Source organism: Haloarcula pellucida (assembly GCF_014647235.1).
Lineage (GTDB): Archaea > Halobacteriota > Halobacteria > Halobacteriales > Haloarculaceae > Haloarcula > Haloarcula pellucida.
On the sequence record NZ_BMOU01000007.1, the window covers coordinates 273,675 to 289,795 of the forward strand.

The 16,121-nt window shown below is 65.6% G+C and carries 17 protein-coding genes; 7 read left to right on the plus strand and 10 right to left on the minus strand.

Translation table 11 applies throughout. The features are described from left to right. Nucleotides 1–18: 18 nt before the first annotated feature. From phaC to IEY28_RS19790, 4 genes are read right to left on the minus strand one after another with little or no spacing between them, the layout of a single operon-like run. Nucleotides 19–1,440 (minus strand): poly(3-hydroxyalkanoate) polymerase subunit PhaC, encoded by a 1,422-nt coding sequence (phaC, locus tag IEY28_RS19775; protein WP_189001881.1) that lies wholly within the window; start codon nt 1,438–1,440, stop codon nt 19–21. 3 nt (nt 1,441–1,443) lie between these two features. Further along, a complete protein-coding gene (locus tag IEY28_RS19780) occupies nt 1,444–1,989 on the minus strand; it encodes a poly(R)-hydroxyalkanoic acid synthase subunit PhaE (protein WP_189001883.1) in 546 nt (181 codons plus the stop codon). Between the two features lie 48 nt (nt 1,990–2,037). Next, a complete protein-coding gene (locus tag IEY28_RS19785; protein WP_189001885.1) occupies nt 2,038–2,589 on the minus strand; it encodes a hypothetical protein in 552 nt (183 codons plus the stop codon). A gap of 7 nt (nt 2,590–2,596) precedes the next feature. Continuing rightward, on the minus strand, nt 2,597–2,893 hold the full coding sequence (locus IEY28_RS19790; RefSeq protein ID WP_189001887.1) for an AbrB/MazE/SpoVT family DNA-binding domain-containing protein: 297 nt from the start codon (nt 2,891–2,893) through the stop codon (nt 2,597–2,599). Between the two features lie 299 nt (nt 2,894–3,192). On the opposite strand from IEY28_RS19790, the gene IEY28_RS19795 reads away from it, so the two are divergent. Beyond that, complete coding sequence (locus IEY28_RS19795; protein ID WP_189001988.1) at nt 3,193–3,738, plus strand: MaoC family dehydratase; 546 nt, start codon at nt 3,193–3,195, stop codon at nt 3,736–3,738. Here IEY28_RS19795 and IEY28_RS19800 read toward each other — a convergent pair. The 4 genes from IEY28_RS19800 to IEY28_RS19815 form a co-directional block, all read right to left on the minus strand. Further along, nucleotides 3,735–4,577 carry an alpha/beta fold hydrolase gene (locus IEY28_RS19800; protein ID WP_189001889.1) on the minus strand — a complete coding sequence of 281 codons (843 nt, stop codon included), beginning with the start codon at nt 4,575–4,577 and terminating at the stop codon, nt 3,735–3,737. The two genes, IEY28_RS19795 and IEY28_RS19800, sit on opposite strands and share 4 nt — an antisense overlap. A 130-nt stretch (nt 4,578–4,707) precedes the next feature. Continuing rightward, nucleotides 4,708–6,021: an oxidoreductase gene (locus IEY28_RS19805; RefSeq protein WP_189001891.1), complete on the minus strand. Its 1,314-nt coding sequence runs from the start codon at nt 6,019–6,021 to the stop codon at nt 4,708–4,710. A gap of 148 nt (nt 6,022–6,169) precedes the next feature. Further along, complete coding sequence (cgi121, locus tag IEY28_RS19810; protein WP_189001893.1) at nt 6,170–6,658, minus strand: KEOPS complex subunit Cgi121; 489 nt, start codon at nt 6,656–6,658, stop codon at nt 6,170–6,172. Next, a complete protein-coding gene (locus tag IEY28_RS19815; RefSeq protein ID WP_189001895.1) occupies nt 6,658–9,102 on the minus strand; it encodes an ATP-dependent DNA helicase in 2,445 nt (814 codons plus the stop codon). Before IEY28_RS19815 ends, cgi121 begins: the two co-directional genes overlap by 1 nt. An 83-nt stretch (nt 9,103–9,185) precedes the next feature. Between IEY28_RS19815 and IEY28_RS19820 the strand changes: the two genes are divergently transcribed. Genes IEY28_RS19820 through IEY28_RS19830 form a run of 3 tightly spaced genes read left to right on the plus strand, consistent with a single transcriptional unit; the run spans nt 9,186 to nt 12,269 of the window. Further along, the gene (locus tag IEY28_RS19820; RefSeq protein ID WP_189001897.1) at nt 9,186–10,469 is read left to right on the plus strand and encodes a response regulator; all 1,284 of its coding nucleotides are present in this window, start codon (nt 9,186–9,188) and stop codon (nt 10,467–10,469) included. A gap of 46 nt (nt 10,470–10,515) precedes the next feature. Further along, nucleotides 10,516–10,761 carry a ferredoxin gene (locus tag IEY28_RS19825; RefSeq protein WP_189001899.1) on the plus strand — a complete coding sequence of 82 codons (246 nt, stop codon included), beginning with the start codon at nt 10,516–10,518 and terminating at the stop codon, nt 10,759–10,761. 41 nt (nt 10,762–10,802) lie between these two features. After that, complete coding sequence (locus IEY28_RS19830) at nt 10,803–12,269, plus strand: MATE family efflux transporter (RefSeq protein WP_189001901.1); 1,467 nt, start codon at nt 10,803–10,805, stop codon at nt 12,267–12,269. Here IEY28_RS19830 and IEY28_RS19835 read toward each other — a convergent pair whose 3' ends face one another. Then, nucleotides 12,270–12,656 (minus strand): RidA family protein, encoded by a 387-nt coding sequence (locus IEY28_RS19835; protein ID WP_189001903.1) that lies wholly within the window; start codon nt 12,654–12,656, stop codon nt 12,270–12,272. 72 nt (nt 12,657–12,728) lie between these two features. Here IEY28_RS19835 and IEY28_RS21035 point away from each other — a divergent pair, with 72 nt between their 5' ends. From IEY28_RS21035 to IEY28_RS19845, 3 genes are all read left to right on the plus strand, one after another. Beyond that, a complete protein-coding gene (locus IEY28_RS21035; protein ID WP_420842332.1) occupies nt 12,729–12,824 on the plus strand; it encodes a hypothetical protein in 96 nt (31 codons plus the stop codon). Further along, complete coding sequence (locus IEY28_RS19840; protein WP_189001905.1) at nt 12,824–13,609, plus strand: DUF7089 family protein; 786 nt, start codon at nt 12,824–12,826, stop codon at nt 13,607–13,609. The genes IEY28_RS21035 and IEY28_RS19840 overlap by 1 nt, the downstream gene beginning before the upstream one ends. 138 nt (nt 13,610–13,747) lie before the next feature. Beyond that, on the plus strand, nt 13,748–14,245 hold the full coding sequence (locus IEY28_RS19845) for a hypothetical protein (RefSeq protein ID WP_189001907.1): 498 nt from the start codon (nt 13,748–13,750) through the stop codon (nt 14,243–14,245). A gap of 50 nt (nt 14,246–14,295) precedes the next feature. Here the strand turns inward: IEY28_RS19845 and IEY28_RS19850 are convergent, their stop codons facing one another. Further along, the gene (locus IEY28_RS19850) at nt 14,296–15,423 is read right to left on the minus strand and encodes an ORC1-type DNA replication protein (RefSeq protein ID WP_166967488.1); all 1,128 of its coding nucleotides are present in this window, start codon (nt 15,421–15,423) and stop codon (nt 14,296–14,298) included. Nucleotides 15,424–16,121 lie beyond the last annotated feature (698 nt).

Here is a 16,121-nt window from a genome sequence, read left to right on the forward strand (position 1 = left end):
AGAAAAGGTATCGCCGGTCTATAGCTGGTCGAGCCAGTCTTGTGCGCGGGACTCGGTCGTCTCTGCGAGTTCGGCGAGCTCTGTGGCGTCGTACTCGGCGAGGTCGCCGACGGTCTCGACGCCGGCGGCACGCAGCCGGTCTGCGTAGGTCGGGCCGATGCCGGAGACGGTCTCGACGTCGGCGCCCGCCTCGGAGCCGAACGCCTCGGTTTCGACGGCCGCCTCGGCTGTGTCGTCGTCGGCCTCGGTCGCATCGACGGCGTCGTCGGCGACGTCTTCGACGGCTTCCTCGGGGGACTCGACCTCGATGTCGACTTCCTCGGACGGGTTGCGCTCGCTGTACCACTCGGCGACTTCGGGCCAGAGGTCCGCGTGGGTCGACGAGGACACCGACAGGCCGATGTGGCCGGTCGAGAACTCGATGGTCTTCGTGTCCTCGCTCGGGATGACCTCGTTGAACGGCTTGGAGGCCTCCGGTGGGATGAGGTGGTCGTACTCGCCCATCAACTGGATGACGGGCATGTCGATGTTCTCCAGGTCGACGTGTTCGCCGCCGATCTCCAGTTCGTTCTTGTAGAGCTTGTTGTCCTGATAGACGTCCTCGAGGAACTGGACGTAAGTGTCGCCGGCGACGTCGATGCCGTCGCCGAGCCACTTCTCCATCCGGCCGAAGTTCTCGACGAAGGACTCGTTCTCTAGGTTCTCGGCGAGGCGGATATACTTCGAGACGTAGTTGTCGACGGGGTCCATCAGCGCGAAGCCGATGTCGAGCATCTCCGCCGGGACGTTGCCGAACGTCTCGGTCACGTCTCGCGGGGAGTAGTACTCGTCTGAACCCCACTCTTCGAGGACACCGCCGGTCTGGTCGAAACAGAGGCCGGCGGCCATCAGGCCGAGCGTGTTGACTTTCTCCTTGTGGAGGGCGGTGTACATCACCGACATGGTGCCACCCATGCAGTACCCGAGGATGTTGATGGCGTCCTGCCCGGAGCGCTCGCGGACGACGTCCACGCAGTTGTCCATGTAGCGGTTGACGTAGTCGTCGAGCGTCAGGTGCTGGTCGAGCCGCGAGGGCTCGTTCCAGTCGATGAGGTAGACGTCGTGACCCGCTTCGAGCAGGCGACGCACCACGGACCGCTCCTCCTGTAAGTCGAGGATGTACGGTCGGTTGATGAGCGCGTAAACGATGAGGATGGGGACCGCTTCCTTGTCCTCCTCGTCGACCTCGATGCCGGCGGCCTCGGCGTCGTAGTGGAGGAGTTCGAGCTTGTTCTCCTCGTAGACGACCTCCGAGGGCGTCTGACCCACTTCGACGGACTCCATCAGTTCGAGCCGCTCGTCGGCGACCTGACTCGTCTCGGCGGTTTCGGACATGGCCTCGAGCGTCTTGGCCTGCCAGTCGAGCGCGGCCGCGAAGGGGTTGAAGGGATTACTGGACATGGCTTACTCCTCGAGGTGTTCGAGGACCCGGTCGAGCTTCTCCTCGACAGCGTGTTGCCGGCGCTCGACTTCGACGAGGCGCTCTGCGACTTCGTCTATGTCGTCGCGGGTCGGAAAGCCCATCTGGGCGATGGCGTCCTGATTGAGTTCGTCGGCCTCCTGTTGCATCTCCATCATGGACTCGACGAGTTGACCGTTGGCGGCCGCAAACGCCGAGGTGCCCATCACGTGCTTGAACGCTTCGTTGGCCGACTGGAGCCAGATGTCGCGGAACTCGGCGGGGTCGACGTCCTCGCCCTGTGCGGCGTCGGTCGAGCGCTCGACCATCTGCTCGGCCGCGTCGATCCACTCCTCGTAGGCCGCGTTGTAGCCCTGTAGTCCCTCGGAGAGTTCGTCTTCCTCCGGGATGGAGTCCTCGACGGCGTCGGCCCACGACTCGACGAAGGCCGCCTGGGCTTTCATGTTCTGTTCCATCGAATCGGCGACGGCGTCGTTCATCTGTTCGACCATCTCCGCCCACTCGTCTTGCATCTGGTTTGTATCGCTCATAGTATCTCTAGTAACTCGCGCTGTCGCGCACAAAAAACGGCTGGTTCGTTACGCTTCGACGGCGTCAGTAGCCTGTGCCTGCACTTCTTCGACCTGTGCCTGCATCTCCTCGACCTGCTCTTGGACCTCTTCGAGCTGGTCACCGAACTGCTCTGCGACCTGAACCGACTGCGATTCGAGTTCCTCGTGGGCCTCGACGAGTAGCTTGACCTGCTCGTCGACGGCGTCGACGTAGTCGGCGGTCAGATCGTCGTAGGACTCGACGCCTTCGACCATCTCGCTCTCGATGTTGTCGAAGACTTCGGCGTGATTCTCGAGCAGGAAGTCGTACTGCTCGTCGACGGCCTGCCGGACCTCGTCCACGGTGCCGGCGGCGCCGGGGACCGTACTCTCGACGGCGTCGAGGTAGCTGTGGAAGACGGTCTTCGAGAGCTCGACACCGCGGCGCTGGGCCGACTCCTGCGTGTCGAGACTGCCGATGACTGCCTCGTTGATGTTCTGCTGGAACGAGACGGTCTGTTCGAGGGCCTTCTGGCTCTGTTCGATGGACGCGCGCTGCATTTCGAAAGCGGTCGTGACGGGGGTTGTGTAGTCTACCATTGTTGTATTACTCGCTGTTGTTGCTGACCGGGAGGACGACTGTCTGGACGATATCGCCTTCTTCGATTCCGAGCGCCTCGCGCTCGGCGTCGGGGATGCTGATTCGTCCGCCACTCTGGACGCGGGTCTTGAACGTCGCCATCTGGCTCATCGCACCGAGCTGATTCATATCGAAGCTCGGCATACCACCGCTCGCGAACAACTGCTTCATGAGCTGCTGCTGCTGTTCCATCGCGTTCTCGCTCGCCTGCTGCATCCCCTTGAACATCGGGGGCCACATCAGACCATCGTCCTCATCGGCCATCTGTACTCTCACGTACACTGTTCAATGACTTAAAACTTCCCCCGATTTACCATCTGCTACCATCTGATACCATTGAATGGTTCGAGGTGCTGAGAGATGGTGAGCGAGGCGCTCGCCGCCGCTGGAGTCGTCATCGAGATGCTATAACGCCGCTGTCGGTCGGTAGAAGCCGTCTCGTGGCCGTAGAGTACAAAATAACACCAAGATTTAATAGTCGGACCTCTAAATACGACCCATCGATGAGTTCTGAATCACATCGGAATCCGCTGCTCGATACGTGGACCGAAACCTCCTCCCACATGTTCAACAGCGTCGTTGCAGCCAATCGGGCAGCATTTGCGGCTTTCGGCGTCCAACAAGACGAGGACGCCGCCGCCCCTCCTGCCGAGCGTATCGAACCGAACGAGGACCTCCCGGAGTGGCACGTAACGATCTCCGAGGACCATCCGGACAACCTCGGCGTCGGTGACCGAATCGAGTTCACGAAGACGATCTCCGATGGTGACGTCAAGCAGTTCGCCGCCGCGAGCGGGGATACGAACCCGCTGCACCTAGACGAGGAGTTCGCCGAGAAGACACGGTTCCGCGGCCGCATCGCCCACGGGACGCTCGTCGGTAGCCTCATCAGCGCGGCGTTGGCCCGCTTGCCCGGACTGACGATCTACCTCTCGCAGGACCTCGAGTTCCACAATCCCGTACGCATCGACGACCGCCTCACGGCCGAATGCGAGATCGTCGAGGACCTCGGCGACGACCAGTACCGGCTGACGACACGGGTCAAGAGCGAGGAGGACGTCGTCATCGACGGCGAGGCCGTCGTCCTCATCGACGACCTGCCGAACTAACAGAACGAGCGCAGCACCCGGTTGAACCGTTCCGGTCGCTCACGGGGAGGGCAGTGTCCGCAGTTTTCTACTATCTCTAATTCGCTATCTGCAAGCGTCGCGGCCGCCCGCTTCGACCACGACTGGGGGAGGAGCGGGTCGGCCTCGCCGTGGACGAGTAGCGTCGGCGCCGACACTTCCTCGAGTCGGTCGGAGTAGTCCGTCCGGAATCCGTTCCGTCGGAACTCGCTGCGCTGCCAGCGCCGCATCGCCCGGACCGTCCGTCGGTCGACGACCGAGTCCACGTCGTCGACGAGGTCCTGGGGGGGTTCGGTCGCACCCATGCTCCGCAGTCCCGTCCTGATGGCGGGTTTCGAGGCACTGACGCCCTGCCAGAGCATATTTCCGAGTACCGGCGTCTGCAACACGCCGCTGGCGGCCGTCCGCCAGTAGGCGTCGGCGCCCAGTCCGTAGCTATCTACGAGGGCGAGACGTTCGACGTCGCCACCGCCGAGTGCGTGGCCCAGCGCCAGCGCACCACCCATCGAGAGGCCGGCCATCGCCGGCGCGTCGATGTCGAGTGCGTCGATGAACGCCTCGACGGTCTCCAGATAGTACGCCGTCGTGTACGCGCGGTCGGGCTTGTCGCTCTCGCCGTGGCCCGGCAGGTCGGGCGCGTAGACGGTCCGCTCCTCGGCCAGTTCCGGGAGCGCGTGTCGCCACGAGACGGTGGCGGCGTCCAGTCCGATGCCGTGTAAGAACACCATCGGCGGTCCCTCGCCGCCGGTGCGGTAGTGCAAGTCGATGTCGTCGCCGTCGACGGTGAGGTCGAGGCGCTCCGACGTAATCTCTGCCGTCATCGCGCGCCAGTCAGTGTTCGATGGGGATGAGACTTTCTCTCAGGACGCCCGGCCACAGAACAAATTATAGACTGAGTGACGCTTCGGGCGGGCGGGACGCGACGCCGAGTACGAGTCGACAGCTAGCGACTCACGTCTCCCGATCGTTACCCTCGTAGGCACCTTCCTTCGAGAGCCGTGCTTGTGCCCGTACGACCGAGGGGGTACGACACCGACCCGGTTCGCCTGTCACCTGCGGGATAGTGCAGTTGTTGCAACTCGCACACAGGGCGTCGTGGCCGTCTAACAACCGGGCGCCGAGGCGCGGTTCGGCGTAGAACGGGCGAGCCATTCCGACCATGTCGGCCGCCGGTTTGCCTCCGCCAGCACCCAGATACGCGTCACAGGCTGCCCGCGTCCGCAGACCACCTTCCAGCAACACTGGCACGTCGACGCGTTCTCGGACCCGACGGCAGAAGTCGGCGTTCCAGCCCGGTTCGTGGTCGAAGCGGCGCGCTTGCAGTCGGTTCAGGAGTTCTACCACCCGCGCGCGAACCGGACCACCGAACGCCGCCGCGTAGTCGTCCTGTAGGTCGCTGGCGGCCCACGCCCGGTCCGGGAACGCGCCGCGGACGATGCTCATGTCCCAGAACGTCGACACCTCGACGGGCACTAGCGCGTCGTAGCCGATGGCGGCCAGTCGTTCGGCGACGTCGATACCGTCCGACAGCGTCAAATGCCTACGAACGAAACTCGGGGCGACGGTCTCTGCGGGGACCTTCGTCACCAGCGGTACGTCCCCGGCGTGGTCCCGGACCGCGTCGTGAATCGCTTCGAGAAAGCGCACGCCGTCGGCGAACTCGTCGGTCCGGTGGTTGTAAAACGGCGAGAGGAACTGCTGAATCAGGCTCATGTTCGCCGCCGAGAGGTGGATGCCGTCGTAGCCGGCGTCGACGGCGTAGCCCGCACACCGCCCGAACTGCGCTGCGAGGTCGTACACCTCCTCCGTCGAGAGCACGGCCGGGTCGAGCGAAACCAGTCCCAGTCGGTCGAGCGCACGCAACTGCCACGGCGGCCGGGAGACGGCCAGTTGTCGCTCCTCGGGGTGGCGCTCCCGGTAGCCGGCGTGCCACGTCGCCATGCTCCGAAGCCCGCCGTGAGCGAGTTGCAGGAATATCTTGCCCTCGTGTGCATGAATCGCGTCGGTCAGCCGTTCGAGTCGCTCGACGAAGGCTGGATCGTGGACGCGCGTCATGTTCGGCGCCGCACACCCGCCCTCCGCCGTGACGATGCTCGCACCCTGAAAGACGAGGCCGACGCCGGAGGCGGCGGTCGGTTCGAGTTCGTCGGCGAGGGTGTCGACCGCACCGTCGCCGTTCCCCGCACACTCCAGTACTGGGGCGCGGTACAGGCGGTTCGGCAGCGTGAGACCGCCGACGGTCACGGGGTCGGTGAGGTCGCTCACGACTGTCCCCGTCTGCCCTGCTGGAGATCCATGCGTTGGAGTAGCACACGACTCGGCAAAACGCTGGCGCTCGGGCGCGACGGCCCGCTTCGTGGCTCAGGCCCTCGCCGCTCGCAATTCGGAGAACCGACCGGCGGTCAGGTCCTCGCTACTTCTCGACGGGCAACAGCGCCACCCGTTCACGGACGGCGTCGGCGAGCGTCCCGTCGGTCGCCGCGAGTTCGGCGTCGCTCACGTCGAAGAACGACCGCACCCGCTCGGGGTCGTACTCGTCGAGCGTCTCGCCGGATTCGAGGAGGGCCTGTAGCGCCTCGGCCGCCCCGGCCTCGTCGCCGCCGACGACGACGGCGACGACCGGGCACTCGCCCTCGCTGACGCCCATCGCCAGCGCGCGGTTTATCTGCCGGCGGCCGGCCGCGTACAGCAGTATCTCGACGCCGAAGTCGTCGGCGATGGTGTCGCCACGCTCTCGGGCCCGTTCGGCCAGCGCCACGGCCCGTTCGAGGTGGGAACGGTCGACGACGTAGCGCGCGTCGAACGCCTGTACGGTCGCGTCGTATCGCTCGCCGATAGCGTCCAGTTCCGTGACGAACTCGGCCACGTCCTCGATGGTCGCGATGCCGTCTACGACCTCCATCAGAAATCACCCAGACTGGACTGGTCTTCGCCCGTCTCGACGCCGTCCTCGTCGCGGTCCCGCGGGTCGTCGTCGAGGACGTCGACGTCCGAATCCGGTTCGACGCCCTCCATCGACGGGTCGCGGTGGCCCGCGTTCTCCAGCACGTTCTCGGCGGTCTTCCGACGGCCGCGGAGCGCCGCCAGCACGACTGGCTTGGCGGCGTCGCGCAGTTCGGCGCGGTCGCCGATGCCGGCCTCGAACAGGCGGCGAGCGCGTTTCCGTCCGACGCCGCGCACGCCCGCGAGGTCGACCAGTTCCTCGCGCACCCCGTGCTCGACGCGAATGCGGGCCTCGCTGACGGCGCGGGCGGCGTCCGTGTCGATTTCGCTGGCCAGCGACTCGGCGGCCCCCAGCAACCACTCGGCCGTCTCGACCTTCCCGCGGATGTCGCCCGGGCCGACGCCGTACCGTTCGGTGATGGTGTCCTCCTCGACCTCGTCGGCCCAGTCCTCCAGCAGGCGGGCGGTCTTCAGCGCCGACAGCCAATCCTCGAAGCGGTCGTCCTCGAACTCCGAGGGCGTCGGTCCGAGCAGTTCGTCCTCGCGTTCGTACAGTTCCATCTCGTACTCCTCGCGGTCGCCCGAGCGCAGGTAGAGCTGGTACATGTCCGGCGTCCGTGAGACGAGGTGGTACAGGCCCAGTGCGGAGATGTCGTCGGGATCGGCCTCGCCCGCGGCGGCCTGTTCGTCGGCGAGTTCGCTCGCGGTGGTGAACCCGCCGTCCGAATCTGCGGTCGTCGACTCGGCGGCCGACCGCTGCCAGTCCCGGAGGCCGTCGATGATTTCGGCGGCGCTCATCGGGTCCAGATAGAGGCTGGAGACGGTGTGGCCCAGCGACGTCGCATCCAGTTCGTCTCGCGGCTCATCGCCGCTCGACTTCGAGGCGCTCCGCGCCTCGCCATCCCCGCCGTCGATTTCGAGGAACTCGTTCCGTTCGAGGTAGGTCAGCATGTCGTCGACGACCCGCTCCAGCCGTCCCGTCTCGTCGGTCTGACTGGCATAGAGCGTCTCTTCGAGGAACTCAAGTAGGCCCGACCGGGAGCGAGCGAACCCGGAGGCGACGGTGGCGAGGATGTGGGTCCGCATCGCCGGCTCGGCCGCGAGTTTCGACCGCACCGGCTCCGGGTCGGCCCAGACGTAGCGCTCGAACAGTTCGTCCAGTTCGTCGTGGCTGTTGGCGACGAGGACGGCCTCACCGTAGGGGTCCATCCCCGGCCGCCCGGCCCGGCCCATCATCTGGTGGACTTCGAGAACCGACAGGGGTTGCATCCCGCCCGCAGTCCCGTCGTAGCGTCGCCAGTCCCGGACGACGACCCGGCGTGAGGGCGTGTTGACCCCGGCCGCGAGGGTCGGCGTCGCACAGACCACCTTGACGAGTCGGTCGCGAAACGCGTCCTCGACGAGTTCGCGGTGGCCCCGGGCGAGGCCGGCGTGGTGGAACGCCGCGCCCTGTTCGACGGCGTCGGCGAGGTCGTCGCTCGTCTCCGTATCGCTCACGCCCCGAATTTCGGCGGCGACGTCGGCGAGTTCGGCTTCCTCCTCACTCGTGAGGTGTGGTCGGACCGTACTCCCCAGTCGCCCGGCGGCCGCCTCGGCGTTGCGCCGGGAGTTGACGAACACGAGCGAGGATCCGCCCGCTTCCACGAGGTTACCGTCCTCGTCGTAGTCGTCTTGCAGGGTATCTCGGACGACGGCGGCGGTCGGTTTCTCGTTGTTCTGGACCGCCAGCCGTCGCTGACTCCCGTCTTCTACGTGCAAGGCCTGCCCGTAGTGGACGCCCTTCTGTAGCTCGATGGGGCGCCAGTCCGAGTCGACGAGTTCGGCGTCCAGCCACGTCGCCAGTTCGTCGGCGTTGCCGATGGTCGCCGACAGCGCCACCGTCTGTAAGTCGGGGTTCAGGCGGCGGAGTTTCGCGAGCGTCACTTCAAGCGTCGGGCCGCGCTGGCCATCGTCGACGAGGTGGACCTCGTCGCTGACGACGCAGGTCAGTTCTTCGAGCCACGGCGCGTCGTTTCGCACGAGGGAATCTACCTTCTCGCTGGTAGCGACGACGATGTCTTTGTCGCCCAGCCACCCGCCGTCGGACTCGTAGTTGCCCGTCGAGACACCGATTTCGAGGCCGTACTGCTCGAACTGTTCGAACTCGGCCTGCTTCTCGCTGGCGAGCGCCCGCAGGGGGACGATGTAGAGGGCCTTGCCGCCGCGGGCGACGGCCGAGAGCATCGCTAGCTCCGCCACGAGGGTCTTGCCGCTGGCGGTGGGTATCGCCGCCACGATGTTCTGTCCCTGAGTGACCCCCGCGTCGACGGCCTCGGCCTGTGGGGGGTACAGTTCCTCGATGCCGTCGTCGCGCAGGTGGTCGGGTAGCCAGTCGGGGACTCCCGGCAGGTCCGCAACGTCCATTACGCCCCCGTTGGGCCCCGCTCCGATTTAAACTGTCGTCATGGCCCCAACTGCTTTCAGGCGCGCGGTCTATGTGTGGGGGTATGGGTGACGTGGGTAAGGGGCCGGGCACTGGCGTCGAGACCGGTGTCCCCGAAACCATCCGGGTGGTACTCGTCGACGACGAACCGGACCTGGCGGAGGTAACCGCACTCCACCTCGACCGTCGCCGCGACGCGTTCGACGTAACTATCGTAACCAGCGGACAGGGCGCCCTTGAGGCCGTCGAACGCGGTGACGTCGACTGTCTCGTCAGCGATTACGAGATGCCCGAGATGGACGGGTTGGCGCTCCTGCGAGCGGTACAGGAGCGAGCGCCCTCGATTCCGTTCATCCTCTACACCGGGCGGGGCAGCGAAGAGATAGCGAGCGAGGCTATCTCCGCCGGCGTCACCGACTACCTACAGAAGCGAGTGACCAGCGACCAGTACGACGTGCTTGCCAACCGCATCGAGAACGCCGTCGCGCGTCGCCGCTCCGAGGAAGCGCGCAAGGAGACAGAATTCCGGTATCGGACGCTCGTCGAGGCCTCCCCGCACGCGATTCTGGTCCACTTCGGGGAGCGCGTGGTGTACGCCAACGACACCATGGCCCGACTGCTCGACTTCGACGACCGGACCGAGATATACGCCGCCTCGCCACTGGCGTACGTCCACCCCGAGGACCGCACGCGGGTCCGCGAACGGATGCGAACGGTCCTCGACGGCAGCCGAGAGAACACCGACTGGCTCCCGTGGCGCCTCCAGCGTGACGATGGGACGGTGCGACACGTCGAGAGCCGAGGGACGCCGGTCGTCTACGACGGGAAGCCGGCGGTACAGGTCGTCATCCGCGACGTGACCGAACAGCACCGCCACGAACGCCACCTCGAAGCCCTCAACGACGCGACGCGGGACCTCTTGACGGCGGACTCGCCGGAAGCCGTCGCACAGACCGCCGCCGACGTCGTCTCGGTGGTCCTCGACGAACCATTCGCCGGTATCTTCGAGTACGCCGACGAGACGCTCGTTCCGCTCGCTGCGACCGATGCCGCCACCGACCGGACGGCGGTCTCCCGGGACGAATTCGACCGCCTCCGCCTCGCCGATGGGACGGTCGAACTGGCCGCGTTCCACGAAGGGACACCGCGCGTCGTCGAGGACTACGGGTCGCGCGAGGACACGCTCACGGACGCCTTCGAGACGGTCTTTCTGTACCCGCTGAACGAACACGGCCTGCTCTCGGTCGCGTCGGTGGAGGCGAACACTTTCGACCAGAGCGACCGCGACCTGTTGGAGATTCTCGGTCAGTCCGTCACCGTCGCGCTGGACCGCCTCGCCGAAGAGTGACCGCGCGAGGGGAACGCCTTTGGCCGTCACGGGTCAACGCACGTGTATGTACGTCGAATACGACCGTGACACCTGTATCGGGATGTTCCAGTGTGTCGCGGAGTGGGACGCCTTCGAGCGAGACGAGGACGCCGGAAAAGCGGTGCTGGCGGACAGCGAGGAAGAATCTGCGGACCTGTTCGTGCGCGAGATACCCGAAGACGCGGAGTTCGACGCGAAGTTCGCGGCCCGTGCCTGCCCCGTCGAGGCCATCACCGTCTACGACGACGACGGCGAGCAGTTGGTTCCCTGACGACGAAACTGACAGGGGCCTGCCGCCCTCAGTCCCGGTAGATGGTCCGCCGTCTCTTCAGCCGACTCGTACAGGGGGTGCCGGCCGTGCTTGCCCGCGCCGGACTGGTCGACCGCCGGATGGCCACCGAGGCGACCGACCTCGCCGCGCCGGTGATGGTCACGGGCGGCCTCCGCATCCTCCTGCGACTGGCGGACTTCCTGATGGTCGGCATCGCACTCGGCGACGCCGCCATCGCCGGCCTCGAACTGGGCTTTCAGTACTACTTCGTCGGCTTCGGCCTCTCGCTGGCGGTGTCCTCGGGCACCATCAGCGTCGTCTCCCGGTTGCAGGGGAGCGACCAACCGGCCCGTGCGAACCTCGCGGTCAAGCAGTCGCTGTGGATCGCCCTCCTCCTGTCGGCGCCGCTGACGGCCGTCTCGTGGCTCTATCCGGACGTACTCGTCGGTGTCCTCGCCGACGACGCCGCCACTATCGACTTCGGGGCGGCGTACCTCTCTATCGTGATGCTGTCGATGGCACCCCGATTCTGGAGCATGGTCGCCTCGCGGGCGCTCGCGGGGAGTGCCGACACCCGGACCCCGATGTACGTCCGTCTCCTGACGCTGCCGACCAACGTCGTCCTCAACGCCGTCCTCATCTTCGGACTCGGCCCGTTCCCGCGGCTTGACATCGCCGGGGCGGCCATCGGGACGGCCGTCGCCAACACGCTGGCGGCGGCCATCTTCTTCGGACTGTTGGCCTCCGGGCGGTACGCGGTGCGGTTGCCCCTGCGAGGCCCGCAGTTCGATCTCAGTCTGTTGACCGAAATCGTCCGTGTGGCGCTGCCGCTGTCGGGGATGCGCCTGCTCCAGACGTTCGCGCGGTTCCCGTTCCTGTTCGTCCTCGGGGTGCTGGGGACGCCGACGCTCGCGGCCTACGCCATCGGCCGCCGGGTGATGTTGCTGGCGCTGATGCCCGCGTGGGGGTACGCGACGGCGGCGTCGACGCTCGTGGGCCAGCACCTCGGGTCGGGCGACGAGTCCTCGGCGGCCGAGTACGGCTGGCAGACTCTCCGGGTGGCACTCGCCGTCCAACTCGCCATCGGCGCCGTCCTCGTCGTCTTCGCCCGGCCCGTCGTCTCGCTGTTCGGCACCGAATACCCGGCACTCGCGGCGCAGTTCGTCCGGGTGTTCGGCCTCATCGTCGCCGGCTTCTCCGTCTCGCGGACGATGCGGGGGAGTCTCCGCGGGGCCGGCGACACGCGCTGGCCGCTGTACGGTGCGATTCTGGGCGGCTACTGTTTCCGGCTCCCGGTCGCGGCGCTCGCGCTCCCGGCGTCGTTCGTGGCGACGGTTCCGCTCGTCGGGGTGACCGTCTCGCCGGGTCTCGGCCTCGGTCTGCCCGCAATCTTCGTCGCCCTCGTCGGTGACTTCTACCTCAAGGCGGCGGTCAACACCGGCCGATTCTGGACGGGCAAGTGGCGCGACGTGGCCCGGCGGTCCGGCGTCGGCGTGGCCGACGATTGACTACTCCAGCACCGCTTCCGCTTCCACCTCGACGACGGCCCCCTCGGCCGCCAGCCCCGACACCTCGACCATCGTCGCCGCCGGCCGAACGTCGCCGAACACTTCCTCGTGAGCGCGGCCCACTTCCGTCTGGTGGTCCATCTCGGTGACGTACATCCGGGTGGCGACCACGTCGTCGGCGCTCGCACCGAGATCGTCCAGCGCGTCCGTGACGATGCCCAGCGCGTACCGCGTCTGCTCGTAGGGCTGGTCGGGCGCGACCACTGCCCCGTCGTCGTCCGTGGCGATGGTTCCGGCGACCCGGACGGTGTCGCCGGCCCGTATCGCCCGCGAGTAGCCGACCTGCGATTCCCATTCGGTCCCGGTCGAGACGCGCTGTCTATCCATACCGGCCGTGAGGTCCGGCAAGCCGATAGTCGTTTCTCAAGGTTTAATGCGGGGCCTGCGATAGAGTCTCACATGAGTACGGCAACGAAACTCGTCCTCGGAACTATCGCCGCATCGGCACTGCTGTCACTCGCCATCGTCGCCAACCTGATTCTGTTCTCGGCCTGATGTTCACCGAGCGCACGCTAGAGGGGGAGCTACCCGACGTTCGGGCCGAGTACGCCCCCGACGCGCTCGTGTTGAACTGCCAGCGGGACTTCGAGACGCTGGACTCGGCCGTCGCCGAGGAACTCCTGCTCGTCACCGACTCGGTCGACCCGCTCTCGTACGACTCGTCGTGGGTCCCCGAGAACGCCCCGGACCCGCTCCGTCGCTTCGCCGGGAGCGACCTCACTATCGGGATGCCCGGCGACGGCGGCGTCGCCTGGACTCACCAGACCGGGCCACCCTGCGTGTTCGTCAAACCGCGCCTCGAAACCTCGCCGTCGGCGTTCGTCGACTTCCTCGTCGCCGAGGCGCTCGTCGAAGTGGGGCTGGACGAACCCGAACACTTCCTCGGCTTCTTCGGCGAGCGCTATCCCGAGTTCGCCCGCGTCACCGACCCGCGACTCGGCCCCGCCGACACCTATCAACTCGCCACGGCGCTGTACGACGCCTACCTCGGTATCCAGACCCGCGCCGAGTTCAGCGGGTGGGCCGAGGATTACCCCGACCTGTACGACGCGTGGGCCGACGCCGGCGAGCGCCTCGAACCCCGCCTCTCGGACCTCGCGGGCGAGATCGCCCGCGGCCAGACCGGGTTCGCCGCGGCCGCGGAACTGGCTTGCAGCGGCGTCAAACACGGTCTCGACCTGCCCGCCCCGTTCGCTGCACTCGATACGGAGGCCTACCGCGAGTACGGCGCGGACTACGCGATTCAGTGGGTCGAGACGACCTTCGAGAAACTCGACTGACAGCGTCGGTTCGGAGTTGGAAGAGAGTCGATACAGATGCTACCCGAACTCGGCACAGAGTCGGCCCGAACTTCGAAAAACGGCCTTTTACTCCTCGCTCGTCGTCCCAGTCGGGAGGTACCCGCCTCCCGTGACTCCATGGACGAGCCAACACCGACCCGACGACGACTCCTCCGCACGACCGGGGCCCTCGCGATGGCCGCGGTGGGCGTGGGCGCTACCGACGCCGCGGCCGCCGGTAGCGGTACCGACCACGGTAGACAGTTCGGTCGCGTCTACGCCAACGACGTGCTGTGGCGGACGAACGTAGTGCGGGAACTCGACGAGCGACCCGACCCCGAGGACAAACTCTACTTCCTCCACGACGGCGACGTCCCCATCGTCGCTACCGAGGACGTGAGCGAGGACCAGTTGTCCCCCTTCGTCTCCGAATCTGGCCCCGGTGACCAGGACTGGAACGGCGGTATGTGGACCACCTACAGCGCGACGGTGACGGACGTCGACGCGTTCAACGACGACGCGCCGCTCTCGAACGACGAGGACATCCTCGCCGCCGACTACATCGAGACGAGTCTCGGAAACCCCGGCTTCGGCCCGCCGAACTACTTCATCTGCCCGCTGAACGGCCGCGCCTGAGGCCGTTCGGCGGCACTCGCCGCGGTGCGTGTACGCCGACCGACAGCGTATTACACCCGGTCCAGCACGGCGTCGGCGTCGTAGTTGAGCGTCAACTCGCGGGACCGACCGCGGCCCTCGACGTCGGTGTAGTCGGCGTCGATGATGCCTAACTGGTCGAGTTTGTTGATAATCTCGGAGTAGCGAGTGTACCCCAGTCCGCTCGCGTCGTTGAAGGCGTCGAAGATGTCGCCGGCGCGTTTGCCGTCGTGTTCGGCGATGACCTCGACGAGCGCCGTCTCAGAGTCGGAGAGTTCCTGCAACCGCCGCGAGAGGTGGACGTATTTGGACTTGTCGTAGGCCGACTCGACGTCCTCCAGTTCGACCGACCGGGACGCTCGCATCTCGGCGTTCATCCCGGCCCGTCGCAGGAGGTCGATGCCCACTCGCAGGTCACCGCCCTGTTCCTCGGTGAGTTCGGCGACGCGGTCCAGTACCGCCGGGCCGACGACCCCCTCGTTGAACCCGCGTTCGACCCGTTCGTCGAGGATGTCGACGATCTCGGTCTGGTCGTACTTGTTGAAGTACACTTCCTCGGGGCGAAACACCGACTGCACACGCGTATCGAGCGCCTCGATGACGTCGAGTTCGAGGTCCGAGGAGACGCAGATGACGCCGATTTTCGCGCCCGAGTGGGCCTCGTGCGCTCTGAGAAGGGAGTACAGCGTGTCGCTGGCCTCGGACTCGTAGAAGAGGTAGTTCACGTCGTCCAGCGCCACCGCCAGCACCTCGTCTTCCTCGACGAGTTTGTCGGTTATCTGTGAGAACAGCTTCTTGAAGGAGATACCCGAGGAGGGAGGTTCGTAGTCGAATATCTCGGCGAACAGCCGCGAGAAGACGGCGTAGCGCGTCGAGTCGACCTGACAGTTGACCCGCACGGCGCGCACGTCCGTCTGGGCGGACAGTTCGTCGAACAGAATCTGGGTCGCCGTCGTCTTGCCGGTGCCGGGCGGGCCGCGAGCGATGACGTTGAGCGGGCGCGACCCCCGGACGGCGGGGCGGAGCGAGTACTTCAGCGTCTCCATCTGACTCGACCGGTGTTTGAACGTCTCCGGGAGCCAGTCTATCTCGAAGACGTGCTCGTCCCGGAACACGGACTCGTCCCAGCCGAGCATCCCCTCCTCGGGGTCGTCGCTCATCACTTTCACCGAGCTTCCCGGACCACTTAACCATTTGCCACCGATAGTGAAAGTGGAACTGGCTGCGAGCACGTCTGATCTGCTCAAACGCCGGACGACTCAGGATACGGAAAACAGCGATCGAAGGACGTTGGCACTCAGCGACGTAATCCACCAGAGCGGGTTACGCGGTAAGATAGATGACCGTGCGGACGAGCGTGAAACTGACAGCGAGAACGATATAGCCTACGGAAAGGGCTGTTGGTGCGAACGAAACAAGAAGCCCCAATCCAATACCAACTGGGAGCGTTATACTGGCTCGAATCCATTTACTCTCTGGCCAGCGCTCTCGCAATCCGGGACGCATTAGAAGTGATAGGAGAGCTAAACTGAACACCAATCCGAGTACGATACCACTGAGATACTGTTCCATCGATAGCGTCGTTAGCGTCGGTTCTTCTGTGGCTATTCCAAACCAATAGAAGGCGATAGCGAACCCACTCACAGTGGACGAGGTAATTAGCAGACCGACTGTACTTTCTCGGCACCAGATTCGTTCACGAATCAGGTTCCTGAGTGACATATGGTCTCCGAGAGAACTCCTTCATCCCACTCCCAATTCGATAGAGGAAAACAATAAATCCATCTACAAAACAGAAAAATGCACGGTACTGATATGGATTTAAATATGGGATTTGTGCTATGATTGTACGATTATC

What these genes read in the sequence shown, in the direction of transcription:
- IEY28_RS19835 (WP_189001903.1), bottom strand. Translation starts at nt 12,656, where the DNA reads ATGGATAGACAGCGCGTCTCGACCGGGACCGAATGGGAATCGCAGGTC.
- IEY28_RS19845 (WP_189001907.1), top strand. Translation starts at nt 13,748, where the DNA reads ATGGACGAGCCAACACCGACCCGACGACGACTCCTCCGCACGACCGGG.
- IEY28_RS19790 (WP_189001887.1), bottom strand. Translation starts at nt 2,893, where the DNA reads ATGGCCGATGAGGACGATGGTCTGATGTGGCCCCCGATGTTCAAGGGG.
- IEY28_RS19820 (WP_189001897.1), top strand. Translation starts at nt 9,186, where the DNA reads ATGGGTGACGTGGGTAAGGGGCCGGGCACTGGCGTCGAGACCGGTGTC.
- IEY28_RS19850 (WP_166967488.1), bottom strand. Translation starts at nt 15,423, where the DNA reads ATGAGCGACGACCCCGAGGAGGGGATGCTCGGCTGGGACGAGTCCGTG.
- IEY28_RS19785 (WP_189001885.1), bottom strand. Translation starts at nt 2,589, where the DNA reads ATGGTAGACTACACAACCCCCGTCACGACCGCTTTCGAAATGCAGCGC.
- IEY28_RS19840 (WP_189001905.1), top strand. Translation starts at nt 12,824, where the DNA reads ATGTTCACCGAGCGCACGCTAGAGGGGGAGCTACCCGACGTTCGGGCC.
- IEY28_RS19825 (WP_189001899.1), top strand. Translation starts at nt 10,516, where the DNA reads ATGTACGTCGAATACGACCGTGACACCTGTATCGGGATGTTCCAGTGT.
- IEY28_RS19815 (WP_189001895.1), bottom strand. Translation starts at nt 9,102, where the DNA reads ATGGACGTTGCGGACCTGCCGGGAGTCCCCGACTGGCTACCCGACCAC.
- IEY28_RS21035 (WP_420842332.1), top strand. Translation starts at nt 12,729, where the DNA reads ATGAGTACGGCAACGAAACTCGTCCTCGGAACTATCGCCGCATCGGCA.
- phaC (WP_189001881.1), bottom strand. Translation starts at nt 1,440, where the DNA reads ATGTCCAGTAATCCCTTCAACCCCTTCGCGGCCGCGCTCGACTGGCAG.
- IEY28_RS19800 (WP_189001889.1), bottom strand. Translation starts at nt 4,577, where the DNA reads ATGACGGCAGAGATTACGTCGGAGCGCCTCGACCTCACCGTCGACGGC.
- IEY28_RS19780 (WP_189001883.1), bottom strand. Translation starts at nt 1,989, where the DNA reads ATGAGCGATACAAACCAGATGCAAGACGAGTGGGCGGAGATGGTCGAA.
- cgi121 (WP_189001893.1), bottom strand. Translation starts at nt 6,658, where the DNA reads ATGGAGGTCGTAGACGGCATCGCGACCATCGAGGACGTGGCCGAGTTC.
- IEY28_RS19830 (WP_189001901.1), top strand. Translation starts at nt 10,803, where the DNA reads ATGGTCCGCCGTCTCTTCAGCCGACTCGTACAGGGGGTGCCGGCCGTG.
- IEY28_RS19795 (WP_189001988.1), top strand. Translation starts at nt 3,193, where the DNA reads ATGTTCAACAGCGTCGTTGCAGCCAATCGGGCAGCATTTGCGGCTTTC.